25 protein-coding genes are annotated in these 22263 nt (G+C 33.5%); all 25 read right to left on the bottom strand.

Going from position 1 to position 22263, the window contains the following annotated elements:
* Positions 1-28 precede the first annotated feature (28 nt).
* The 25 genes from BLV68_RS02935 to prmA all read right to left on the bottom strand — a co-directional run bounded on the left by BLV68_RS02935 (position 29) and on the right by prmA (position 22175).
* Positions 29-1042 (bottom strand): deoxyguanosinetriphosphate triphosphohydrolase, encoded by a 1014-nt coding sequence (locus BLV68_RS02935; RefSeq protein WP_093750731.1) that lies wholly within the window; start codon positions 1040-1042, stop codon positions 29-31.
* A 137-nt stretch (positions 1043-1179) separates the two neighbouring features.
* A complete protein-coding gene (locus BLV68_RS02940) occupies positions 1180-2001 on the bottom strand; it encodes a pyruvate, water dikinase regulatory protein (RefSeq protein ID WP_093750733.1) in 822 nt (273 codons plus the stop codon).
* Positions 2002-2011: 10 nt separating this feature from the next.
* Complete coding sequence (locus BLV68_RS02945) at positions 2012-2656, bottom strand: helix-turn-helix transcriptional regulator (protein WP_093750735.1); 645 nt, start codon at positions 2654-2656, stop codon at positions 2012-2014.
* Between the two features lie 29 nt (positions 2657-2685).
* The gene (gene glyS / locus BLV68_RS02950; RefSeq protein WP_093750737.1) at positions 2686-4770 is read right to left on the bottom strand and encodes a glycine--tRNA ligase subunit beta; all 2085 of its coding nucleotides are present in this window, start codon (positions 4768-4770) and stop codon (positions 2686-2688) included.
* Between the two features lies 1 nt (position 4771).
* Positions 4772-5647 (bottom strand): glycine--tRNA ligase subunit alpha, encoded by an 876-nt coding sequence (gene glyQ, locus BLV68_RS02955; protein ID WP_093750739.1) that lies wholly within the window; start codon positions 5645-5647, stop codon positions 4772-4774.
* A 179-nt stretch (positions 5648-5826) separates the two neighbouring features.
* Entirely contained in the window at positions 5827-6261 is a 435-nt protein-coding gene (locus BLV68_RS02960; RefSeq protein ID WP_200773619.1) for a DUF4342 domain-containing protein, read from the bottom strand.
* 1 nt (position 6262) lies between these two features.
* Entirely contained in the window at positions 6263-7021 is a 759-nt protein-coding gene (gene recO, locus BLV68_RS02965) for a DNA repair protein RecO (RefSeq protein ID WP_093750743.1), read from the bottom strand.
* Positions 7022-7034: 13 nt separating this feature from the next.
* Positions 7035-7919, bottom strand: coding sequence for a GTPase Era (gene era / locus BLV68_RS02970; protein ID WP_093750745.1), 885 nt, complete (start codon positions 7917-7919; stop codon positions 7035-7037).
* A 10-nt stretch (positions 7920-7929) separates the two neighbouring features.
* On the bottom strand, positions 7930-8331 hold the full coding sequence (locus BLV68_RS02975; protein WP_093750747.1) for a cytidine deaminase: 402 nt from the start codon (positions 8329-8331) through the stop codon (positions 7930-7932).
* Positions 8332-8348: 17 nt separating this feature from the next.
* Positions 8349-9404, bottom strand: a complete 1056-nt coding sequence (locus tag BLV68_RS02980) for a DUF3048 domain-containing protein (protein WP_093750749.1) — start codon at positions 9402-9404, stop codon at positions 8349-8351.
* A gap of 11 nt (positions 9405-9415) precedes the next feature.
* On the bottom strand, positions 9416-10120 hold the full coding sequence (locus tag BLV68_RS02985; protein WP_093750751.1) for a diacylglycerol kinase: 705 nt from the start codon (positions 10118-10120) through the stop codon (positions 9416-9418).
* Between the two features lie 6 nt (positions 10121-10126).
* Positions 10127-10591 carry an rRNA maturation RNase YbeY gene (gene ybeY, locus BLV68_RS02990; RefSeq protein ID WP_093750753.1) on the bottom strand — a complete coding sequence of 155 codons (465 nt, stop codon included), beginning with the start codon at positions 10589-10591 and terminating at the stop codon, positions 10127-10129.
* A gap of 3 nt (positions 10592-10594) precedes the next feature.
* Positions 10595-12685, bottom strand: a complete 2091-nt coding sequence (locus BLV68_RS02995; protein ID WP_234949811.1) for an HD family phosphohydrolase — start codon at positions 12683-12685, stop codon at positions 10595-10597.
* 14 nt (positions 12686-12699) lie between these two features.
* Positions 12700-13668 (bottom strand): PhoH family protein, encoded by a 969-nt coding sequence (locus BLV68_RS03000; protein WP_093750757.1) that lies wholly within the window; start codon positions 13666-13668, stop codon positions 12700-12702.
* A 17-nt stretch (positions 13669-13685) separates the two neighbouring features.
* Positions 13686-14873: a sporulation protein YqfD gene (yqfD, locus tag BLV68_RS03005; protein WP_093750759.1), complete on the bottom strand. Its 1188-nt coding sequence runs from the start codon at positions 14871-14873 to the stop codon at positions 13686-13688.
* 11 nt (positions 14874-14884) lie between these two features.
* Complete coding sequence (gene yqfC, locus BLV68_RS03010; protein ID WP_093750761.1) at positions 14885-15163, bottom strand: sporulation protein YqfC; 279 nt, start codon at positions 15161-15163, stop codon at positions 14885-14887.
* 87 nt (positions 15164-15250) lie between these two features.
* Positions 15251-15670, bottom strand: a complete 420-nt coding sequence (locus BLV68_RS03015; RefSeq protein ID WP_093750763.1) for a hypothetical protein — start codon at positions 15668-15670, stop codon at positions 15251-15253.
* A gap of 13 nt (positions 15671-15683) precedes the next feature.
* Positions 15684-16670, bottom strand: coding sequence for a flotillin-like protein FloA (gene floA / locus BLV68_RS03020; RefSeq protein ID WP_093750765.1), 987 nt, complete (start codon positions 16668-16670; stop codon positions 15684-15686).
* A gap of 3 nt (positions 16671-16673) precedes the next feature.
* The gene (locus tag BLV68_RS03025) at positions 16674-17957 is read right to left on the bottom strand and encodes an NfeD family protein (RefSeq protein ID WP_093750767.1); all 1284 of its coding nucleotides are present in this window, start codon (positions 17955-17957) and stop codon (positions 16674-16676) included.
* 88 nt (positions 17958-18045) lie between these two features.
* Positions 18046-18489 carry a GatB/YqeY domain-containing protein gene (locus BLV68_RS03030; protein ID WP_093750769.1) on the bottom strand — a complete coding sequence of 148 codons (444 nt, stop codon included), beginning with the start codon at positions 18487-18489 and terminating at the stop codon, positions 18046-18048.
* 15 nt (positions 18490-18504) lie between these two features.
* Complete coding sequence (gene rpsU, locus BLV68_RS03035; protein WP_093750771.1) at positions 18505-18684, bottom strand: 30S ribosomal protein S21; 180 nt, start codon at positions 18682-18684, stop codon at positions 18505-18507.
* Between the two features lie 110 nt (positions 18685-18794).
* Positions 18795-19139 (bottom strand): histidine triad nucleotide-binding protein, encoded by a 345-nt coding sequence (locus tag BLV68_RS03040; protein ID WP_093750773.1) that lies wholly within the window; start codon positions 19137-19139, stop codon positions 18795-18797.
* A 40-nt stretch (positions 19140-19179) separates the two neighbouring features.
* A complete protein-coding gene (mtaB, locus tag BLV68_RS03045; RefSeq protein WP_093750775.1) occupies positions 19180-20484 on the bottom strand; it encodes a tRNA (N(6)-L-threonylcarbamoyladenosine(37)-C(2))-methylthiotransferase MtaB in 1305 nt (434 codons plus the stop codon).
* A complete protein-coding gene (locus BLV68_RS03050; protein WP_093750777.1) occupies positions 20481-21227 on the bottom strand; it encodes a 16S rRNA (uracil(1498)-N(3))-methyltransferase in 747 nt (248 codons plus the stop codon). The genes mtaB and BLV68_RS03050 overlap by 4 nt, the downstream gene beginning before the upstream one ends.
* A 9-nt stretch (positions 21228-21236) precedes the next feature.
* Positions 21237-22175, bottom strand: coding sequence for a 50S ribosomal protein L11 methyltransferase (gene prmA, locus BLV68_RS03055; protein ID WP_093750779.1), 939 nt, complete (start codon positions 22173-22175; stop codon positions 21237-21239).
* Positions 22176-22263 lie beyond the last annotated feature (88 nt).

Genomic DNA, 22263 nt, shown 5'->3' on the forward strand with positions numbered 1-22263 from the left:
GACACAAAGTCTTAAAATCCTTCTTTTATTAGTATTTTCTCCAAGACTTTGGAACAAATAGCTCATTAAATTGATTTATAGCATATCTATCAGTCATACCAGCTATATAATCGGTTATAATGTCCTCCTTGGATTCATAGTCTTCATATAATTGAATATGCTCTTTTGGTAATTTATCGAAATTGGTCAAGTAATAATTGTACAACTGTTCAATTACATATTTAGCTTTATCCTCTTCACCTTTGGCTTCTTTGTTTAAATACACCCTTTCAAACATGAAACTCCTTAATTTATTGGTATAATAATTAACCTCCTCACTCATGGATATTCTATCACTATTTGAACTATTCTTTATTACATCTAAAATCATGGAATTAATCCTTTCTCCATGATTTTCCCCCAAATACTTTATACAATCCTTTGGTAAATCATCTAATCTAATAATATTTGCCCTTATTGCATCATCAATATCATGATTTATATACGCAATCCTATCTGCTAACCTTACTATTTGACCTTCTAAGGTTTCTGGTTTTGCCCCTCCAGTATGTTTTAAAATTCCATCTCTAACCTCATAAGTTAAATTTAACCCTTTTCTAGTTGATGTATGCTCTAAATAATCCACAACCCTTAAACTTTGCTTACTATGACAGAATCCCTTAGGATGTAGCTTGTTTAATATATTTTCTCCTGTATGCCCAAAGGGAGTATGACCTAAATCATGACCTAAAGCTATGGCCTCCACTAAATCTTCATTTAATCTTAAAGCCCTTGCCAAGGTTCTGGATATTTGGGCCACTTCTAAAGTATGAGTCAATCTAGTTCTATAATGGTCCCCCACTGGTGCAATAAAAACTTGAGTTTTATGCTTCAATCTTCTAAAGGATTTAGAATGAATTATTCTATCTCTATCCCTTTGGTATTCAGTCCTAACTTGACACTTTTCCTCCTCTATTGCTCTTCCCTTAGTATTTTGGCTTAAAGCAGCATAAGGAGATAATATCCTTTTTTCCAACGCTTCCATCTCTATTCTTTTTCTCATATTTAAAACCCCATTAACAAAAATAATATATATATTATATATACAACATAAGTTCCTAGAATCCTTCAATTTTATTTATAAATTTTTAGTACATTATTTTACAAAACCAAAAGAAGTGTTGAAATTACAACACTTCTCTAGAAATTTTCACCAAAATTCCTTTTCATGTCTTCTATTACTATCCCTGCAGTTTCCTCTACTGCTTTGTTTGAAACGTCTATAACTGTACATTTAAGCTTTTCCATAATCTTTTTAGAATATTCAAGCTCATAATTAATTCTATCGATACTTGCATAATTTGCATTATTATTCAACCCCAAGGATTTTAACCTTTCTTGTCTTATCTCATTCAACTTAAAGGGATTGGCAATAAGTCCAAAAATCCTTCTATTATCTATTTCAAAAAGCTCCTTAGGTATCGGAACTTCTGGGACCAAAGGCACATTGGCAACTTTGTAATATTTATGGGCTAAGTACATGCTTAAAGGGGTTTTAGATGTACGTGATACACCTATAAGTACTATATCTGCCTTTTTAATCCCTCTAGCATCCTTGCCATCATCATATTTTACTGCAAATTCCACAGCATCTACTTTTCTAAAATATTTCTCATCTAATCTCCTTATAAGGCCAGACTCCCGCTTAGGTGCATAACCAAATACCTTTTCCAGGGCTTCTAAGGCAGGTGTCATTAAGTCTATCGATGGTATGTTATATTTTTCACTCAATTCAACCACATAATTCTTGAGCTTTTCTATTACTATGGTATATACGATTACGCTCTTTTCGTTTACAGCTTCTTCAAATACCTCTACAATCTGGTCTTCTGAAGTAATATAGGGAAACCTTCTTACCTCAAATTTACAAGGATAAAACTGACTAACAGCAGCTCTGGCAACTTGTTCACCAGTTTCTCCAATTGAGTCTGATAATACATATATCGTAATGGAATTGTCCATAAGACACCTCCTATCCATCATTACCCAGTTCAACAAAGAGCCTGGTAATGGTAGTTTTTGTAATCCTGCCCACTACTTTATAAGCTAGAGATCCATCTTCTAAAGTAATTTCTTCTACAACAGGCAGACTATCTATTTCATGTTCTATTAATTTCATTGCTGCATCTAATATGCTTTCATCTGGTGTTGTTACTATAACATTGGGCATCCTAGTCATAATTACACCTATGGGAGTTTTACTTAAATTAAGCCCTCCAATGGCATTCTTTAAAAAATCCTTTCTGGACACCACTCCCACTAAACACCCTTTAGAAGTTACAAATATGCTGCTTACATCCTCCAAAAATAAAGTCACAATTCCATCATAGATGCTAGTTTCTTCATCAATTACAACGGGTAGAGACTTCCTATCTGCCACCTTAATTTGTTGTATCTTTTCAGATATAAAGCTTAGACTAGTTTTTCCAGTATAGAAATAACCAACCTTAGGTCTTGCATCTAAAATTCCCGACATGGTTAATATTGCTAAATCTGGCCTGAGAGTTGCTCTAGTTAATTTAAGAGCTTTAGCAATATTCTCACTAGTTATTGGCTCATTAGCTTTCACAATTTCTATAATCTTTTCCTGTCTTTCAGTTAATTGAATTTGAATCACATCCCTTCAGATGGGAATAAACCAAATACCTAGGATTGCTTAACCAATTTAGATAAATCACATATTAAGAGCATTGTTTTAGATATTTTCCCTAACAAGTTAAGTCTGTTCTCTCTTATTGCTTCATCATCTACCATAACCATTACTTTATCGAAGAAATTGTCTATTGCTTCCTTTAGCACAATAAACTGTTCTAAAGCCTTATCATATTCCTTCTTATCAAGATGATTTAGTACTTTTTCTTCAATATCGTTAAATCCATCATATAATTCTATTTCCGCATCTTCTATCAACAAATCCCTCTTTACTTCCGTTGACGTAGATTTTTCAGCTAAATTGGTTACTCTATTGAAAGTAGACAATACATCGGTTAATCCATATTTTTCAAAATACTCATTAAGTTTGTTTGCTCTTATCATCAAATCATATATATTGTCGATACCTGTACTTATTACACCATCAATTATATCATACCTTATCCCCATATCACTAAACATATTCTTTATTCTTCCATTGAAGAACCCTAATATACTATTTTTAACCTCTGCATAATCGAAAACCAATCCTAATTCCTCTACATAAATATATAAAGCAAAATCTATCAATTCCCCTAGACTCAAATTCAACCTTCTGTCCAGAACTATATTTATTACGCCTAGAGCTTGCCTTCTCAACCCATATGGGTCTTGAGAACCGGTAGGCTCAATTCCAATTGCAAAACAACCACTTATGGTATCCAACTTATCAGCAATGCTTAAAATGGAACCAGCTGTAGTTGTAGGAAGATCATCTCCAGCAAACCTTGGTAGATATTGTTCATATATAGCAGTGCTTACTATTTCATTTTCTCCTGAATGTTTTGCATATTCCATTCCCATCCTGCCTTGCAATTCGGTAAATTCACCTACCATTTTAGTAACTAAATCTGCTTTAGAGAGGTATGCAGCTCTATCAATATTCCTCTGAGTTTCTTCTCCTACTTCCAAATAATCCCCGATTTTTTTGGCTAATTTCCTTATCCTAATTGTTTTATCATAAAGGGTTCCCAACTTTTCTTGGAAAACTATATTTTTTAATGGTTCTACATAGTCTTCAATAGGATTTTTTATATCTTCATAGTAGAAGAACTTAGCATCTTCCAATCTAGCTCCTAATACCTTTTCATTGCCTTTTATAACCACATCAATATACTGGTCATTACCATTTCTTACAGTGATAAAATAGGGTAGTAAAACTCCCTTATCATTTACTATAGGAAAGAACCTTAAGTGTTCCTTCATTGGAGTTATAACCACATCGTCTGGTAAGTTTAAATATTCTTCTTTAATCCTTCCAATCATAGGTGTAGGATATTCTACTATATTGGTTACCTCATCAAGTAAATCTTCATCTACTAAAAGATTCCCTCCCTTTTCCTTTGCCAATTTTTCAGAATTATATTTTATTATCTCTTTTCTCTTGTTTTGATCCACTATAACGTAATTTTCTTCTAGCTTATCAAAGTACTCATCTACCTTGTTAATTTCTATAGATTTACTTCCCAAAAACCTATGGCCCTTAGTAGTATTTCCTACCTTAATGCCTTCTAAATCAAAAGGCACTATCCTATCATTTAATAGGGAAACAATCCACCTAATAGGTCTTGCAAATCTTATATTTTTGCCTCCCCATCTCATAGATTTAGGAAATACAATAGACTTGATAATATCCGCCACATTTTCTGATAAAATGGTAAAAGTATCCTTTCCTTCCTTAATGACCCTTGCATATATATACTCTTCGCCATTATACTCTTTTGTAAAAATTTGATCCTCTTTAACTCCCTGTCCTCGCATAAAGCCTTCTAAAGCCTTACTTGGATAGCCTTGACTATCATAAGCAATCCTTTTAGCAGGTCCTTTGACTATTTCCTCTAGCGTATCTTGGTCTTCTTTCAAACCATCGACAATTAAAACTAATCGCCTTGGGGTAGCATAAGTTTCTACATTTGCATAACCAATCCTCTCATTTTTTAGCATATTTTTAAAATTTCCCTTTAGCTGATTTAATGCACCGCTTATAAATCTAGCAGGAAGTTCTTCAACTCCTATTTCTAATAAATATCTATTAGACATATTACATACCCTCCTTCATAAGAGGAAATTTGAGTTTTTCCCTTTGCTCTATATACTTAGTCGCAACTAACTTAGCTAAATTTCTTACTCTACCAATATAATGGGTCCTTTCCGTTACGCTTATAGCCCCTCTTGCATCTAATACATTGAATACATGAGAACATTTAAGTACATAATCGTAGCTTGGTAGCACCAAATTTTCTTCTATGATTCTTTTAGCTTCTTCTTCATACATATTGAAAAGCTGTTTTAACATTTCTATATTTCCCTTTTCAAAGCTATATACCGAATGCTCATATTCAGCCTTTTTAAATATATCTCCATAACTAATATTCTTATTCCATTTTATATGAAATATATCATCTACATCCTGTAAATACATAGCAATTCTCTCTAACCCATAGGTTAATTCAGCTGACTCCAATTGGCAATTGATACTTCCGACTTGTTGAAAATAGGTGAATTGAGTTATTTCCATCCCATCTAACCAAACTTCCCAACCTAGACCCCATGCCCCTAAAGTTGGAGCCTCCCAATTGTCTTCGACAAAACGTATATCATGTTTTATCGGATCGATTCCTATTGCTTTCAAACTGTTTAAATATATGTCCTGAATATCATCTGGAGAAGGCTTCAATATTACCTGAAGCTGATGATGCTGATATACTCTGTGAGGGTTTTCTCCGTATCTAGCATCTGCTGGTCTTCTAGATGGTTCTATATAAACTACCTTCCAAGGTTCTGGTCCCAAAGCTTTTAAAAAGGTATAGGGACTCATAGTTCCTGCTCCCTTTTCCACATCGTAAGGTTCAAGTACAATACAGCCTTGATTTCCCCAAAATTCCAGCAATTTAAGCATTAAATCCTGAAAATACATATAATAAACCTCCTTATTTGCATATTAAAAAGAACAAAACCTTTACATCCCCATAGGGACGAAAGGTTACTTCAACGGTTCCACCCTTTGACTTCCCTGTTCCTAAATCTATAGTATATTAAACTTTCCTGTAGATAATAATTTAGCAAAATAAAGAAATTTTGTCAATATGCTTTAGCTTAGTCTTCCTCATCAGTTTTATGATGTATGTTTTTTGATATCATGTCGTTTACATTGATTATTTCTCCATCTTCCTTTTGTACCTCTATTGTGCATTTAGATAAAATAGCTCCACCTAAACCTATTAAAGCCAGAGGAGCAGAAATCATACTTCCTATGGCAGCTGCTGTTACTGGTATGTTCATCAATAGTTCCCCATCCTTTTTTACAGTTATCTTAGTAACATTGCCCTTCCTCAACAATTCCTTTACTTTATCGACTAGCTGTTGTCCTCTATCTGCCATATTATCCGACCATGATGTTTTACTTTTTTCGATTAATATTATTGCATCCACCACATCACCATCAGTTTTTTCTAGAGCCTCTTTTGCTTCAGCATAAGTTGCCCCAGTTCTCTCAACAACCAAATCGACTTTTTCCAAAGATATATCCACACTAATCGCCTCCATTATAATTTATAGAATCCAATATTTTAAGGGAATTAAACTGCTTTCTATCTATTTTGTTTAATATGTATTTTACCAAAATATCATGTAATTTAAACATAGTTTCTTTAGGAATATTAATAGAATCCAATTCATCCAAAGGAGTATAAAGTAACCAAAGTAACACCTTCCTCATCCTATTATCCATAGCTTCACTATAGGATTCTTTGGATAGACAATTATAACAAACTATTCCTCCCTTATCAATGCTGAATCTAAAATCGGAAAATCCCTTTTTTCTGCAAATTGTACAGTACTCCAATTCGGGCTTATATCCTAAAAAAGAAATAAATTTTAATTCATAAGAAATTATGAACTTATAAAAATCACTGTTTATATTAGAAAGAACTTTTAAGCCTTTTATCAATAGTTTAAATATGGTTTCATTTTCCTCTTCCTCTGGTAGGGACAGTTCTATTAATTCCAGCAAATAAGAACCATACATCATCCTGTATATATTCTCTCGAATAGAATAAAAAGAATTGATTATATCTCCTTGACTGATATAATAAAAATTTCTGCCCTTATATAGATCATAATCGTTATATGAAAAAGGTTGTGTATTAGCCAAAAGTTTACTCTTTGGCCTATATGCCCCTCGGGCCATTGCATGGACTTTACCATATTTTTTTGTAAAAAGAATCAATATTTTACTGGTTTCCTTAAACCTGTACTCCTTTAATACTATTCCTTCTGTTCTTACATGCATTTAAATTTCCTTCCTATCTATAGCCAAAGTACTTCACCTTAGCTTCTTTTTCCCTCCAGTTCTTTTCTACCTTTACCCATATCTGTAAATTCACGCGGCTACCCAATAGTTTTTCAATATCACTCCTTGATTGCTGACCAATAGTTTTAAGCATTCTGCCATTTTTCCCTATAATTATTCCCTTATGAGATTCCTTTTCACAATATATAGTAGCAAATACATCTATTAAATCCTGCTCTTGCCTTTTCTTTATTTCTTCAATGCCTACAAATATGCCATGGGGAACTTCCTCTTGTAAATTTAACAAAGCCTTTTCTCTAATGATCTCTGATATAATGAACCTTTCCGGTTGATCGGTAATCATATCCTCAGGAAAATACTGAGGTCCTTCTGGTAGCAAGTCCTTTACAGTCCTTATATATAAATCAATATTTGTGCCATTGATTGCAGATACTGGAATTATCTTATGAAACATATTCATCTGTTCATACTTTAATACCAATTTTTCTACATCTTCTTTATTAATGGTGTCAATTTTATTTATTAAAAGTATTATAGGAGTTTTAATAGTTCCCAATTCTTTTATTATATAATTGTCCAATCTTCCTGTCTCAAAGCTGGAATCCACCATGAAGGTTATAATATCCACTTCTTCTAAGGTCTCCTTAGATATTTTTAGCATATACTCTCCTAATTTATTCTTAGGCATTTGTATACCAGGAGTATCTAAAAATACTATTTGATAATCCCTATCAGTATATACCAGTTGAATTTTATTCCTGGTAGTTTGAGGTTTATCAGATATTATGGATATCTTCTCGCCAACTATTTCGTTTAAAAGAGTGGATTTTCCCACATTAGGCCTGCCAACTACTGTAACAAAACCTGATCTATACATACAGTCCCTCCTACTTCTTTTTATTTTCTAAATCCTCTGGCCCAAAGCTATGGGGAAGCAATTCATCTAATCTATACTCTTTATAATCCTTCTCTGAATTGGCTACTATTATTATAGCATCTTTTCCAAATTCCCTAATTACCTGTCTACACACCCCACAAGGATAAGTAAAATCCGAATCTCCTACTACTGCAACTGCCTTAATTCTCTTATGCCCCTCAGATATGGCCTTAAAAATAGCAGTCCTTTCAGCACAGAGAGTTGGAGAATAGGAGGATATTTCTATATTACACCCTGTATATATTTCTCCATCTTCCGTCAATACAGAAGCGCCTACTCTAAAATTAGAATAAGGAACATAAGCTTTTTCACGAGCTTCTAAAGCTTTTTTAATTAATAGCCTTTTATCCATCCTACCACCTCTTATTCTTATTCAATAATCAAATCTGGATTAACGTCTACAACTTGAATCCACGTTACTCCAGGGTTTAAAATAATCTCATTCCCTGTTACATCATAAAAATAGGTCTTTCCTTCCCTCGTTTTTTTTACCCATTTTATATCCATTCCTTTCCCGTTTGTTATATACTTACCTTTTCCTTCTCCAACTATATCTATGGACAGCCTACCTTCATTATCTATAACCCTAGTCTTTGCCTCTTGTATTATAATATTTTTAGCTACAATTGGAACATTATCCCATTCATCCACATGAGGCTTACCATCCTTTTCCCTATAATAAACTTTTTCGTCTGGATTATAACGATATAAAGTAGTATTGTTCTTAAAATAGTTTATTTGAACCTTTTCTGCAGCAAATCCAATTAAATTCACATCTTCTTCATTAAACTTAAATCCTTCATAGTTACCAGTTTCCCTATACCCTCTTTCCAGTTGAGTTTTTCTTATTGCTTCCATACTGGTATATGTGTTATGGGGAGCTTTTTTACCTACTTTTTTATTCTTCCACAACACCCTATTAGATGATGACAGTCCGTCTATATCTGCAATTTTATAGTTCTTTATATCCCGTTTAGCCTCGGGACTTCCACCTACCCTTACATACACTGGGTCATATTCAAGTAAAGTACTCACGAAATAGGGCCTTGAGGACCTAATCGGACCAATGGATTCAGGGTCATTGATTAAAAATAAAGCCATGTATCTAGTATACGGAGCTTCTACCATAAACTCATATATCACTTCAGCTTTAGATAATCCGGCTTGCCATCTTGCACTAGGATGGTTATCATACATTACAGCTACTGGCCTTCTGCTTACTTTTTCCTCCGGTGCATATATCCCACTCAATGGCGATGGTTCTCCCTCTTTTTCATTTTTTTCTTCTACTATTACTTCTTCAATCTGTTCATCTTCTTCCTGAATTATTTCATCTTCAATATCTTTGACATCTTCTTTTTTACAGCTAGTTAATAAAATGACTATTAATATGGTTAGTAAAAAATATTTAGTCCTGCCTTTCATATTCCCCTCCGCTATCCAATTATTTGAAATACTAATATCCCTACTAATATGCCTAGTAATCCGCCTAAAACTACTTCCATTATGCTATGAATTTTCCCTTCTACCCTGCTTTCCCCAACTAAAATAGCTAGAATAAAGGAAAGAGTCGATATTAACATATTTTGGGCAATAAAAGCTATTATGGTTGCAATACAGAAAGAAATAGCAGCGTGTCCACTAACGGTTCCGCCTTGAAAAGGGGTACCTTTTCCTTTATGGTATATTGTTTTAAAGGTAATAGTCAATATTATAACCAATACTAAAGCGATAAATGTTAAATGAATAGGAGAATTTTTTATCTTATACAGTACCAAATTGGTTAAAGGATTTAATCTATCAAAAAACAGTAAATACCCCACCACCAATGAATTGATGGCAGCAATTAGTACCCCCCCTGCTGCAATATCCTTTACCACCCTCGCCAATGGATGATATTCTTCTGTAATTAAATCTACAGTCCTCTCTATAGCTGTGTTTATCATCTCTGTTATAAATACAAAAGCAATAGCGACAAATAGCATTAATAGTTCAATCCTAGAAAAATCGAGGAATAGACTTAGTACTATAACTATAGTAGCTATAAAAAAATGAATCCTCATATTTCTTTCAGTTTTAAGAGCGTTGATTATTCCCAACACAGCATAATTAAAGCTTTCTATTATATTTCTGGATTTCATTTAGAGCTAATCTTCCTTTCCCTTCTTAAATATCTTTAGTCTTTTCATAATCTCCTTTTCCTTAGCTCTCATAATAGATTTATCCTCTTCTTCCATATGGTCGTAACCTAAAAGGTGTAGGATGCTGTGCACAGTTAAGTAGGCTATCTCTCTTATGAAAGAATGACCATATTCAATGGATTGAGCCCAGGCTTTTTCAGCTGATATCACTATATCTCCTAACATTGGTGCTGGAGATATAGATGAGTCTTCATATAAGGGAAAAGATAATACATCCGTTTCCCTATCAATATTTCGATATTGCTTGTTTAACTCCCGGATTCCTTCATTGTCCACAAAAGTTAGGCTTACTTCAAAGCTTAAAGGCTTACTTTCAAACAATAAAGTCTCTTTAATAGCCTTTTCTACTATATTGAATACCTCTTCATCTAATTCTATTTTGTCCTGTCTATCATCAATATATAATTCCATAGTTTATGCTTTCCCCTCTTCCTCTTTTAAGTCTAAATTTGGATATTCTATTCTTTCATGAAAAATCCCTAACATTACCGATGCAAATGCATTGGCAATATCCTTTAGGTCTTTTATGGACAGACCACACTCCTCTAGCTGCCCATCTTCTAATTTCCCTTTGATGATTTTTCTAACTGTATCTTCTATATTCCTTCGATTAGGTTCTTTAATTGCCCTTATGGCAGCTTCCGTTGAATCTGCCAACATTACTATAGCTGCTTCCTTAGTCTGAGGTTTTGGACCTTCATACCTATAATCTTCTATATTAGCATCTGCTTGTCCATTCTGTTTTGCCTTATGATAAAAGTAGAAAACTACAGTGTCTCCATGGTGCTGAGCAATAATATCTATTATCTCCTTTGGCAATTTATTATTCTTTCCCAATTCTATTCCATCCTTAACATGATTGGTTATTATTAAAGTGCTCATATTTGGGGTTAATTTGTCGTGTGGGTTATCTGTTCCAATCTGATTCTCCTTGAAAAAATAAGGCCTGGTAAGCTTTCCTATATCGTGATAGTAGGCTCCTATCCTTGATATTAAGGGATCTGCTCCTATTACCTCTGCAGCTCTTTCGCTTAAATTTCCTACAATTATGCTATGATGATAGGTTCCAGGTGCTTCAACTAGTAGCCTCTTTAGCAAGGGCTGATTGGGATTAGATAGTTCCATAAGCTTTAAAGGCGTTAATATCTCAAACACATTTTCCCAAATGGGCAAAGACCCGATAGTTAGAATTGCACAAAATATTCCATTTATAATACCATAACCACTCCTAATGAGTATATCCATCAACTCCAATTTCTTTATCAGCCCAAAGGACAATATGACCAATACGTTTGTAATTCCTACTATCAGCCCATGGACAAATATATTGTATCGTTGTTGAGGTCTTGTTGCCAAAAAAGCCCCAATGCTGCCACTTATCAAATACATAGCCACCAAAGTATCATCTAATTTTAATATAAAGCTTAATAAGAATACCATGAATACATTTACTATTAAAGCCAACCTCACATCTAATAATATAGCAATCAAAAAAGCTACCGTCGATACAGGCATTATAAAAGGTGAAATATTATGCATTCCCTGAGAAATTAATAATATAGCCATTACAATTAAGAGCAAAATTATAAACCTATTATCTCCCATTATTTCTAAATTGAAATTGTAAATATGGCCTAGAATCAAAGTCTCCAATAAAACCACTAAAATGATTATCCCTAATACGGTCCTACTATCATATCCTTCCTTCTCCTTCAAAAGCCCGGTTTCCTTAATTAATTCAAGATTATTTGCATCTATTATATCCCCTTTTCTTACTATAATCTGATGTTCCTTGATGATTACCGGTTCTACCTTTTCCACTTCCTCATCTATTCTACGCTGAGTTGCTTCTTCATCTATGAATTCATTTGGTTGGATAATGCTATTAATAAGAGAAACTCCTAACTCCTTTTTATTGCTATCTAGATCTAAAGTTTCAAATATTTTTCTTACATTTTCCTTCTCATACTCTAATTCCTCTTCCTTTATACCTGCCCCCATTATTTGGTTTACTATATCGTTTATAAGCGATTCAAAATCATTTAATTCCTTCTCGTCCATCCTTAAAGCTATTTGGTATTCGCTTCTTGAAAGGGGCATCCTAGATTCCTCTATCATTAAATCAACCTTTTTGGATAAGCTCATGCTATCATATGCTTTAAGTGTTCTTACCTTATCAAAGAATTCCTTGATTATAGTTTTCATGTTCATTTGAACTGAGGGGCTTATTCTATACCTAGGTTGTACTCTATTAGCAGCCTCCTGTTTTAGCTTTTCCGTAGCCTGTTTGTCCACTATATCCTTAGTAGCCCTTATCTCCAAAGGTGCTCTATCTCCTATCTTAACATTGATTCTTTCCGTCTCCACCTTTTGGATCGTAATAAAAAAGAGACTTGTTGTAAAAAGGATAATTAGTATCCCTTTTATATATAATTTTCTCCTCTTCAGATTTGAAACTAGATTTTTTTTAGGATTAATCTTGTAATCCTTTGCTTTTTCCTTCACCCGGGTAGTCCTCCTTATTCTTCTTTCTCATACTTCTCATAAGCTGCAATTATCCTCTGTACTAATGGATGTCTTACAATATCCAGTTTAGTAAGATAAACAAAATCTATCCCCTCTATATTTGAGAGAATTGATTGAACAGTAACTAAACCAGATGTTCTATTTTTAGATAAGTCTATCTGAGTAACATCCCCCGTTATTATTGCTTTTGAACCAAATCCAAGTCTAGTTAAAAACATTTTCATCTGCTCATTAGTAGTATTCTGAGCTTCATCCAATATTACATAAGCTGAATCTAAAGTTCTTCCTCTCATATAAGCAAGTGGAGCCACCTCGATTAAATTCTTTTCCATAAGTTTCATATAGGTTTCTCCACCCAATATATCGAATAAGGCATCATAAATAGGCCTTAGATAGGGATCTACCTTTTCTTGCAAATCTCCCGGCAAAAATCCTAAACTTTCTCCAGCTTCTACAGCAGGCCTAGTTAAAATTATTCTATTGACTTCTTTATTCTTAAAGGCATTTACTGCCATCGCCATAGCCAAATAAGTCTTTCCAGTACCAGCAGGCCCTATTCCAAATACTATATCATTCCTCTTTATACTATCCACGTATCTTTTTTGGCCTAGGGTCTTAGGTTTAATGCTTTTTCCCGATGCTGTTATACATATTATATCATTTAATAAATCCTTAATTCCCTCCTCTTTACCTTCAAGTATTAGTTGAATAGTATATCTTAACTCCTGTTTAGTCAACCTTCTTTGGCTCTTTATAATTTCAATCAACCTATTTACTAATCTTTCTCCCAATTCAGCTAAGAAACCTTCTCCCTTTATTACAATGCTTCCATCCCTTAAGAAAAGTTCTACGCCTAATTCCTTCTTAATTATATTTACGTTTTCATCAAGCTGTCCAAATATTTGAGATATTATTTGATTGTCCTCCACAAAAACTTGTCTTTCCTCAAATGCTTTCTCCAAATTACTTATTCCTCCTTTTATCTTTCATGTATAATTTCCTTTTTTCCAATGTTTTCTATAACTTCCATAGTCACATAGGTAGATAGCACATCATCTTTAAGATAGTACTTAACATCTTTAGACTGGATTTGAGCATCCTTCGGTAATTGCTTATTCAACTCTTCTACAGCCTTAATATGGGTAGTTTTTTTTAAAAAATCTATATTCTGCTTAACCTCTTTTACTTCTACTTCTTTGTATTGATGGACTAATATTTTTACTGGTAAATCAATATCCAGATTAAAGGGCTTAATTTCCCTTACTTCCTCAACATAGTTAGCAAAAGGGATTTCACCTTTAACAAACTGTATCCCCTTTTCACCAATCCTCAATTCCATTCTCTCAAAGATATTACCAGTTTCTTCTTTTATCACTTTTATTACTGGTTCATCAATTCTATAACTGTAAATGGTCTTAGCCAATACTTCACCTTCTGCATGGACAAATATCTTCTCTTTGGAATATTCATCAGATATAGTGCCAATTATTAGGATTTGTCCCTCATCTACCACATCACCCTTCCTAACTACTGCCTTCCCATTCCTAGCAATAGCCTTTACTATTACCCCTTTTTTAGTTGCCACTATATTACAAGGTATATCCTTATTTATCTTTTCAGGCGGTAAATCCTGTTCCTTTACTTCAATTATCATTTTAGTCCCTTTTATTTCAACTGATAGAAAAGAAAAAATGTCGAACTCATTTAACAGTAGGTATTTTATATAATCTTTATCTATTTTATATTTTATTATACCATGTTTTATATTCTCTTTTTCTAAAATTTTAATTATATCCTCAGTTTTTACCTTTTCATTTCCAAGAATTTCAATATTCCATATTAAGGAAGACAAAAAAAATATTATTCCCAAGAATAAAACAAATCCAAAAGCTAACATCTTCCTTTGTTTTAACCTATAGAATATAAAAGGTAGTCCTTTTTTATCTATTATTTCTACCTTACAGCCAACCCTTTTGACTATCCCCTTCAAGGCCCTAAAACCTTCAATTGTCACTTTCATCCTTAATATGGTATACCCCTCACGATAAATATCCCAAAGATATATATCGTTGGCTGCTGCTAAATTTAAAAACCTTTCTAATGTCAATCCTTCTACCCTAATGGTAACATATCCTTTTAAGAAAAACCAAATCTTAACAACCCCCATAACAACACTCCTTAAGAGTATATCTCTATTCCTTCAATATTTCCTTTTACAATTATCTCCTCCGAAAGTATTGTTTTCAGCTCCATATCTGTTCCGGTTATTCTTATTAATCCTATACTAGAATTAACCCTAAGAGTTTCCTGGGTATATTCAACAATTCCTTTGTGGTTAGAAATATTGACTTGAATATTCCCAATTACAGTAATTTTAGGTAGATCCATTACCACATCTTTAGGGAATTCTAAAGCTTCCGATATATTATATTTCAAATTTTCTATCCTGTTTTTCATAATAATCCCCCTCTTAACACTTTATGCCAAGGGGACTATTAGTATTACTAACAAAAAAGTAAAAAGCATATAGAAAACTACGCACTTCTATATGCTTTTTCTTATATTTTTAAGGCTTTTTGGTTCCGATAATATTTCTGAATAGATTATCCCTTTCAAAATGTCCTTTTTCAATTCCGCTTTAGGATTTTTTGATGATTTCTTTATATCATCTTTAATAAAAATTTCTCTCTTAATATGAGAATCATCTTCCTTTGTAGCTGTAGTAACGTTAACAGGCTCTTTTCCCAACTCTACAGTATCACCTTCTATCAACAATTCAGGAATTTTAATTTCTATAGGTTTTTCATCAATTTGAGGCAGTAGATCTTTATCACCTTCTGGGTTTGCTTCCAATTGTTGTTTTTTCTTATCCATAGCTTTTTCTATTTTTTTCTTGTCCTTTATACTCTTTAATATTAAGTCTATTATAAAAGCTATTATAAAAACTAGCAAACTTCTTGACATATCTTATCGCCCCTTAATCTTGGTTCTTGTCAACATCAACCATTTTAGAAATGGAACTTCTCATGTCTGTATCAGCCAATATATTTTTCATATGGTAATAATCCATAAAACCTATTTTTCCTTCCTTTAATGCTTGTGCTAAGGCTAAAGGCACCTGAGCTTCCGCTTCTACTACTTTTGCTTTCATAGCTTGAACTTCTGCTACCATTTCCTGTTCTCTTGCTACAGCCATAGCTCTTCTTTCTTCTGCTTTAGCTTGAGCAATCCGCTTATCCGCATCAGCTTGGTCGGTTTGAAGTTTTGCACCAATATTCCTTCCTACATCTACATCGGCAATGTCTATGGATAGTATTTCATAAGCAGTACCAGAGTCTAAGCCCTTGTCTAAGACGGTTTGAGAAATCAGATCTGGATTCTCCAATACATCTGTATGGGATTCTGAACTACCTACTGTTGTTACTATACCTTCTCCTACCCTCGCTATTATGGTTTCTTCTCCTGCTCCTCCTACCAACCTCTCAATATTAGCTCTTACCGTAACCCTAGCTTTTACTATTACTTCAATTCCGTCCTTAGCAACAGCTGAGATTTGAGGGGTTTCAATAACCTTTGGGTTTACACTTACCTGTACTGCTTCTAGCACATTTCTACCTGCTAAATCAATAGCAGCAGCCCTTTCAAATTCTAAAGGTATATTAGCCCTTTGGGCAGCAATTAATGCATCTACTAAAGTGTTAACATTCCCTCCAGCAAGGTAATGGGCTTCCAGTTTGTCCACCCCTATATCTAAACCAGCTTTTGTAGCTTTAATTAAAGGGTTAACTATTCTTGAAGGCACTACCCTTCTCAATCTCATACCTATTAATGTACTAATCCCAATTTTAACCCCTGAAAAATAGGCTGTAATCCATAATCCAACGGGAATAAAAGTAAAAAATAGTATCACCAATATTATGATTAGAAAAGCAATACCTACAGTAAAAATAAAAGTTCCTGGCATATATCAAATCCTCCTTACAATTATTTTTGAACCTTCGACCTTTATAACTTTCACCTTCGTATTCTTCTTAATAAAATCTCCATTAGACAATGCATCTAATCTAACCCCATCAATGTCTATGATCCCAGCAGGCCGAAGTTCTGTTACAGCAATTCCTTCCTTTCCCAAATATTCATCTTTAGTATTAACGCTTAAATACCCTTCCTCATCCTTCTGTTGGGTATTTAAAATTATTTTATCAAATATAGGACTTCTGCGCCCATATTTAATCAACAATAAGGTAATCAAAGTAGTAATGATAATTGCAATGCTTACGGACATTAATGCAGTGGTAAAAGATCCCATTGCAAAAATTGATCCTAAAACAACTAATATAATTCCAGAAATTCCAGGTAAACCAAATCCGGGTATAATGGCTTCTATAACCAATAATATTAATCCGGTAACAAACACTGCCAAAGAAGTCCACTGGGAATTACCAACCAAAATATTGCCTGCAAAGAATAATCCAAAGGAGATAATGCTTATGGTCCCTCCTATTCCAAACCCAGGTGTAAACAGTTCTACCACCAACCCTACAAAACCTAGCGTTAATAATAGGGTGCTCATAAAGGAACTAGATAAAAATTTAGCTGCCTTTAATTCTATACTCTCATTAATTTTTACAATATTATTATAGGAAACATTAAAATAAGATAACATTTCATGATAATCATTAGATATCAAATCACAAACCCCATATTCCAAAGCTTCTCTGCCGGTAAGATTTAATAGCTTGCCCCTTTCAGAAAGGCCTTCTATATAAATATCCTTATCAGCCATTGCTTCAACTATTTTTTCATCTCTACCTCTTAACTGCGCCACATCTCTTAAGAAACTTCTCCACATGGATAATACCTTTTCCGTATTGGGTATGGTTTCAGCTGAACCTATAGTAGAGCTTTCAGCCATAACAACTTTTTCTGCTGCTATAGTAATTAACACTCCTGCAGACTCTGCTTTGTTATTTACAAAAGATATAGTAGGAATTTCTAGACCAATTATTAAATTTTTTATCTTCTCTGCCTCGCTAATCAATCCTCCATAAGTATCGATCTCAAATATTATTGCTTTAGGTGAGTTGTTGACAATCCTATTTAAGCTATCGTTTAAAAAATTGTAAGTAGCTTTAGTTATTTCACTATTAATTGGTATTACATATACATCTGCATCTTCATTAGCGAATATTAAACCATTGAGCAAAAAGAATATTAAAATTACAAACGCCAAAATTCTAGTCCTTTTCAATACTTCACCCCCTCATTTTATTATATTACTACCCTAGTATTTATACAATAAAAATTGCATATAAAAAACCCGGAGTATAACTCCAGGTTTATTTCAAAACTTGTCTAACTACTTCATTCACTCTGCTGCCATCAGCTCTTCCTTTTATCTTAGGCATTATGGATTTCATAATTTTACCCATATCCTTGATATCCTTTGCCTTTACCTCATTTATTGTTTCCACAACAATTTCTTTTAATTCTTCGTCAGTAAGCTGTTTTGGTAAATATTCCAATAATATTTCAATTTCCTGTTCAGTTAAATCAACTAGATCTTGTCGTTGTCCCTTTTTAAAATCCTCTAAAGCATTCTTTTTCTCTTTTACTTGTTTAGATATGATTTCCAATATTTCTTCATCGTTTAATTCAATCCGTCGGTCAACCTCTACCTGTTTTATAGCAGCTCTAATCATGGTTATGGCATTTTTCCTGACGGTATTCTTATTTTTCATAGAAGTCTTTAAATCTTCCATAAGTTTTTCTTTTAAGGACATACCTTCACCTTCTTATTAATATCTACCTCTTTTTCTTCTAGCTGCTTCTGACTTTTTTTTACGCCTTACACTTGGTTTTTCATAATGTTCTCTTTTTCTATATTCAGAAAGAACACCAGCACGGGCACATTGCCTCTTAAACCTTCTTAGCGCATCGTCTAGAGATTCATTTTGTCCTACCCTTATTTCTGCCATGAACTTCTCCCTCCCCTCTTCTGCTTAAAGAGTGCCCCATATTATCTATGGAGATAGGAATACAACACTCAATTATTATACATTATGTTTAGAATTTGTGCAAGAAAATATTAACCAGGTGGCCATGAAAATTTTCGTCCTCCTAATATATGAAAATGAATATGGGAGACCGTTTGACCTCCAAATTCGCCACAGTTATTCACAACCCTATAACCTTCTTCGTCAATTCCCAGCTCTTCTGCAATATTTTTTATGGTTATAAAAATATTACCAATTAGATCAGAATGATTACTATTTATGTCATTTAAAGATTCAATATGTTCTTTCGGTATTACCAAAATATGAACAGGTGATTGAGGATTAACATCTTTAAAAGCTATAATTTCATCATCTTCATATACTATTTGAGAGGGAATTTCTTTATTAATTATTTTACAAAATATGCAATCGCTCATCTTTTCACCTCCTCCAATAGATATATATTCTACAAAAATTCTAAAATTCCTCTATTTCTCCCAATAAAAAATCTTCATCATATCTAGTTGTTTTTATTGGCAAAACTCTACCTTGCAGATCGTCTTCATATTCATATTTTACTTTTACCCTAATATAATTTGTGGTATAACCTTCTATAAAACCATCCTTCTTATCCTCTAATAATACTTCTAAGGTCCTTCCTACAAATCTTTTATTAAAATCTTTCATCAATTCTTCTCCTAAATGGATAAGCCTATCACTTCTTTCGTTTTTTATATCTCCATGGATTTGATCTTTGAATTTGCTTGCTGGAGTACCCTTTCTTGGAGAATACTTGAATACATGTATTCTTGAGAAATGAATATCCTTTACAAATTGATAGGTTTCATTGAATTCTTCATCCGTTTCACCTGGAAAGCCTACAATTATATCCGTTGTAATACCTGCATCTGGCATGTATTCCCTTATTAAATTAACAATTTCCTGATAATCTTCAGTGGTATACTTCCTATTCATCCTCTTTAATACAGTATTACTACCACTTTGCAATGATAGGTGGAAATGGTCACATAACTTTTTAGTACTAATAACCCTTTCCATAAAGTTCCTATCGATAAAGGTAGGCTCTATGGAGCTTAATCGTATTCTTCTAATCTCATCAATTTTTGCCACTTCTTCAATAACATCGGTAAGGGTTACATTTCTTAAATCCTTACCATAAGATGCAACATGAATCCCACTAAGGATTATTTCTTTAAAACCCGCCCTCGCCAACCTTTCCGTTTCAAGTATTATATCTTCTAAATCCCTGCTTCGTATGGGGCCTCTTGCATAGGGGATAATGCAATAGCTACAGTATTGATTACAGCCTTCCTGTATTTTAATATAAGCTCTCGTCTTATGCTGTAAATCAGATATATTTAAACTTTCAAATTCCTTATGCCCTTTTATATCCTTTACAATATTTATCTTCTTATTTTCTGCTTTAGCTTTCTCACATAAATCCACTATTTTATGCCTGTCAGTAGTACCAACAACTATATCCACGCCATCTATGGATTCTACCTCCTTAGGAGCTACCTGAGAATAACACCCTACAGCTGCTATTATGGAATCCTTGTTTAACTTCTTAGCCTTTCTAATAAACTGTCTGGATTTTCTATCTCCTAAATTGGTAACTGTACAAGTATTTATTATATAAATATCTGCCTTCTCCCTATTGTCTACAACTTCATAACCTCTATTTTTGAATAGTTCTTCCATAGCTTCAGTTTCATATTGGTTTACCTTGCACCCCAAAGTATAAAATGCTACTTTCTTCATCTTCTCACTCCTAAATCTCCCAGTTCATATAAAACAATAGAAAGGGTTAATATACCAGCAGTTTCAGTTCTAAGTATTCTAGGACCTAATGTTACAGGCTTCCCTCCTATACCCTTAATCAGTTCTATCTCTTTTTCATCAAATCCACCTTCTGGACCTATTATTATGGAAACTCTATTGCCCTTGGCTTCCTTCAAAGCATCTTTCAATGTAGACTCCCTTTCCATCTCATAGGGTATTATTATATTCTCTTCATCCTTTAATATATCTACCATCCTCTTGAAATCTATAATATTATGAATTCTAGGTATTATGTCCCTTTTGCTCTGTTTTGCTGCCTCTTCAGCAACAACTCTCCAGCGCTCAACCTTTTTCTGCTCTTTTTTAACATCCTTAATTTTAACTACTGTCCTACTAGTTATTAAAGGATATATCTCCTTTACTCCTATTTCAGTACATTTTTGAATTATAAAATCCATCTTTTCTCCTTTGGCTAATCCCTGAAATAATAGGAGATCTATTGGTGGTTCATTTTCTCCCATAAAGGAATCTAAAATGAACACTGATACCTTATCCGAATCCAAATCCATAATCTCTGAAATATAGATTCTCCCTTCCGACAGAACCTCAATTCTATCCTTTTTTCTTAGCCTCAACACATCCTTAATGTGTTTAACGTCTTTTCCTCTTATCTCAATTCTATCCTTAATGATTTGATCCTTATCCACAAAAAATCTATTCATATATCCACCTTATTCTAAAGTACTAACTATTGAAGCCCATTGGCCTATACATTTTATTTCTAATATTTTAAAGCCCTTTTCCATTAATTTTGCCTTTACCTTTTCAAGCTTTTCCGTTATAATACCTGAAGCTATAAATATTCCTTCATCAAAAAGATATTCATTAATATAATCCACCATTTCCACAATGACTTCTGCTATGATATTAGCAACAATTACATGGGCTTTTTCATGGACTGCTTCAAATAAATTACCTTGTCTAGTTTCTACTACATCTTCGACTCCATTAATACTAATATTTTCATTGGAAACTTTAACACATACAGAGTCTAAGTCTACACCAACAACCTTTTCCGCACCTAATTTAGCAGCCACAATGCTAAGGATTCCACTTCCACATCCAATATCAAATACTGTATGCCCATTTTTCACATAGTCCTCTAAGGCTTCAATACACATCATGGTGGTTTCATGAGTTCCAGTTCCGAAGGCCATCCCTGGGTCAAGTTCAACTATCAACTCATCTTCTCCTGCCTTATATTCCTCCCAAGTAGGTTTAATGACTATTCGCTTGCCAATCTTAACTGGCTTATAATATTTCTTCCAACTTTCTGCCCAATCCTCCTCGTATACTTCCGTTATAGTAACCTCTCCTAATCTTTTACCTCTCTCCTTGTAAGGAATCCTTTCAATGTTTTCTCTAACCAAATCTATCTTATCGGACAAGTTTTCGTCTTCTGGAAAATAGGCTTTTATAATTACCCCTTCATAATCCTGATTAATAATACTTGGGTCAATGAAATCCCAATCCTCTTCCGATTGTTGAAAAGCTAAAATATCCTTAGGATCTTCTATAGCCAGTCCAGTTACTCCTAATTCATACATTATACTGGTGACTAATTCCTCTGCCTCCGTAGTAGTTTTTATTTGAACTTCTACCCATTTCATAAACCTTCACATCCTTCTATTAAGTCTCAACATATTATACCCTAAAATCAGCAAAAATACCATATATGAAAAACAATCACTCCAGTGA

The organism is Tepidimicrobium xylanilyticum (genome assembly GCF_900106765.1).
Lineage (GTDB): Bacteria > Bacillota > Clostridia > Tissierellales > Tepidimicrobiaceae > Tepidimicrobium > Tepidimicrobium xylanilyticum.

What these genes read in the sequence shown, in the direction of transcription:
- prmA (WP_093750779.1), bottom strand. Translation starts at nt 22,175, where the DNA reads ATGAAATGGGTAGAAGTTCAAATAAAAACTACTACGGAGGCAGAGGAA.
- yqfC (WP_093750761.1), bottom strand. Translation starts at nt 15,163, where the DNA reads ATGAAAAACAGGATAGAAAATTTGAAATATAATATATCGGAAGCTTTA.
- BLV68_RS02940 (WP_093750733.1), bottom strand. Translation starts at nt 2,001, where the DNA reads ATGGACAATTCCATTACGATATATGTATTATCAGACTCAATTGGAGAA.
- BLV68_RS02980 (WP_093750749.1), bottom strand. Translation starts at nt 9,404, where the DNA reads ATGAAAGGCAGGACTAAATATTTTTTACTAACCATATTAATAGTCATT.
- BLV68_RS02985 (WP_093750751.1), bottom strand. Translation starts at nt 10,120, where the DNA reads ATGAAATCCAGAAATATAATAGAAAGCTTTAATTATGCTGTGTTGGGA.
- BLV68_RS03040 (WP_093750773.1), bottom strand. Translation starts at nt 19,139, where the DNA reads ATGAGCGATTGCATATTTTGTAAAATAATTAATAAAGAAATTCCCTCT.
- era (WP_093750745.1), bottom strand. Translation starts at nt 7,919, where the DNA reads ATGTATAGATCAGGTTTTGTTACAGTAGTTGGCAGGCCTAATGTGGGA.
- mtaB (WP_093750775.1), bottom strand. Translation starts at nt 20,484, where the DNA reads ATGAAGAAAGTAGCATTTTATACTTTGGGGTGCAAGGTAAACCAATAT.
- ybeY (WP_093750753.1), bottom strand. Translation starts at nt 10,591, where the DNA reads ATGGAATTATATATTGATGATAGACAGGACAAAATAGAATTAGATGAA.
- BLV68_RS03015 (WP_093750763.1), bottom strand. Translation starts at nt 15,670, where the DNA reads ATGTCAAGAAGTTTGCTAGTTTTTATAATAGCTTTTATAATAGACTTA.
- glyQ (WP_093750739.1), bottom strand. Translation starts at nt 5,647, where the DNA reads ATGTATTTTCAGGATTTAATGCTTAAATTGCTGGAATTTTGGGGAAAT.
- yqfD (WP_093750759.1), bottom strand. Translation starts at nt 14,873, where the DNA reads ATGGGGGTTGTTAAGATTTGGTTTTTCTTAAAAGGATATGTTACCATT.
- recO (WP_093750743.1), bottom strand. Translation starts at nt 7,021, where the DNA reads ATGCATGTAAGAACAGAAGGAATAGTATTAAAGGAGTACAGGTTTAAG.
- BLV68_RS02975 (WP_093750747.1), bottom strand. Translation starts at nt 8,331, where the DNA reads ATGGATAAAAGGCTATTAATTAAAAAAGCTTTAGAAGCTCGTGAAAAA.
- rpsU (WP_093750771.1), bottom strand. Translation starts at nt 18,684, where the DNA reads ATGGCAGAAATAAGGGTAGGACAAAATGAATCTCTAGACGATGCGCTA.
- BLV68_RS02935 (WP_093750731.1), bottom strand. Translation starts at nt 1,042, where the DNA reads ATGAGAAAAAGAATAGAGATGGAAGCGTTGGAAAAAAGGATATTATCT.
- floA (WP_093750765.1), bottom strand. Translation starts at nt 16,670, where the DNA reads ATGCCAGGAACTTTTATTTTTACTGTAGGTATTGCTTTTCTAATCATA.
- glyS (WP_093750737.1), bottom strand. Translation starts at nt 4,770, where the DNA reads ATGTCTAATAGATATTTATTAGAAATAGGAGTTGAAGAACTTCCTGCT.
- BLV68_RS03030 (WP_093750769.1), bottom strand. Translation starts at nt 18,489, where the DNA reads ATGTCCTTAAAAGAAAAACTTATGGAAGATTTAAAGACTTCTATGAAA.
- BLV68_RS03050 (WP_093750777.1), bottom strand. Translation starts at nt 21,227, where the DNA reads ATGAATAGATTTTTTGTGGATAAGGATCAAATCATTAAGGATAGAATT.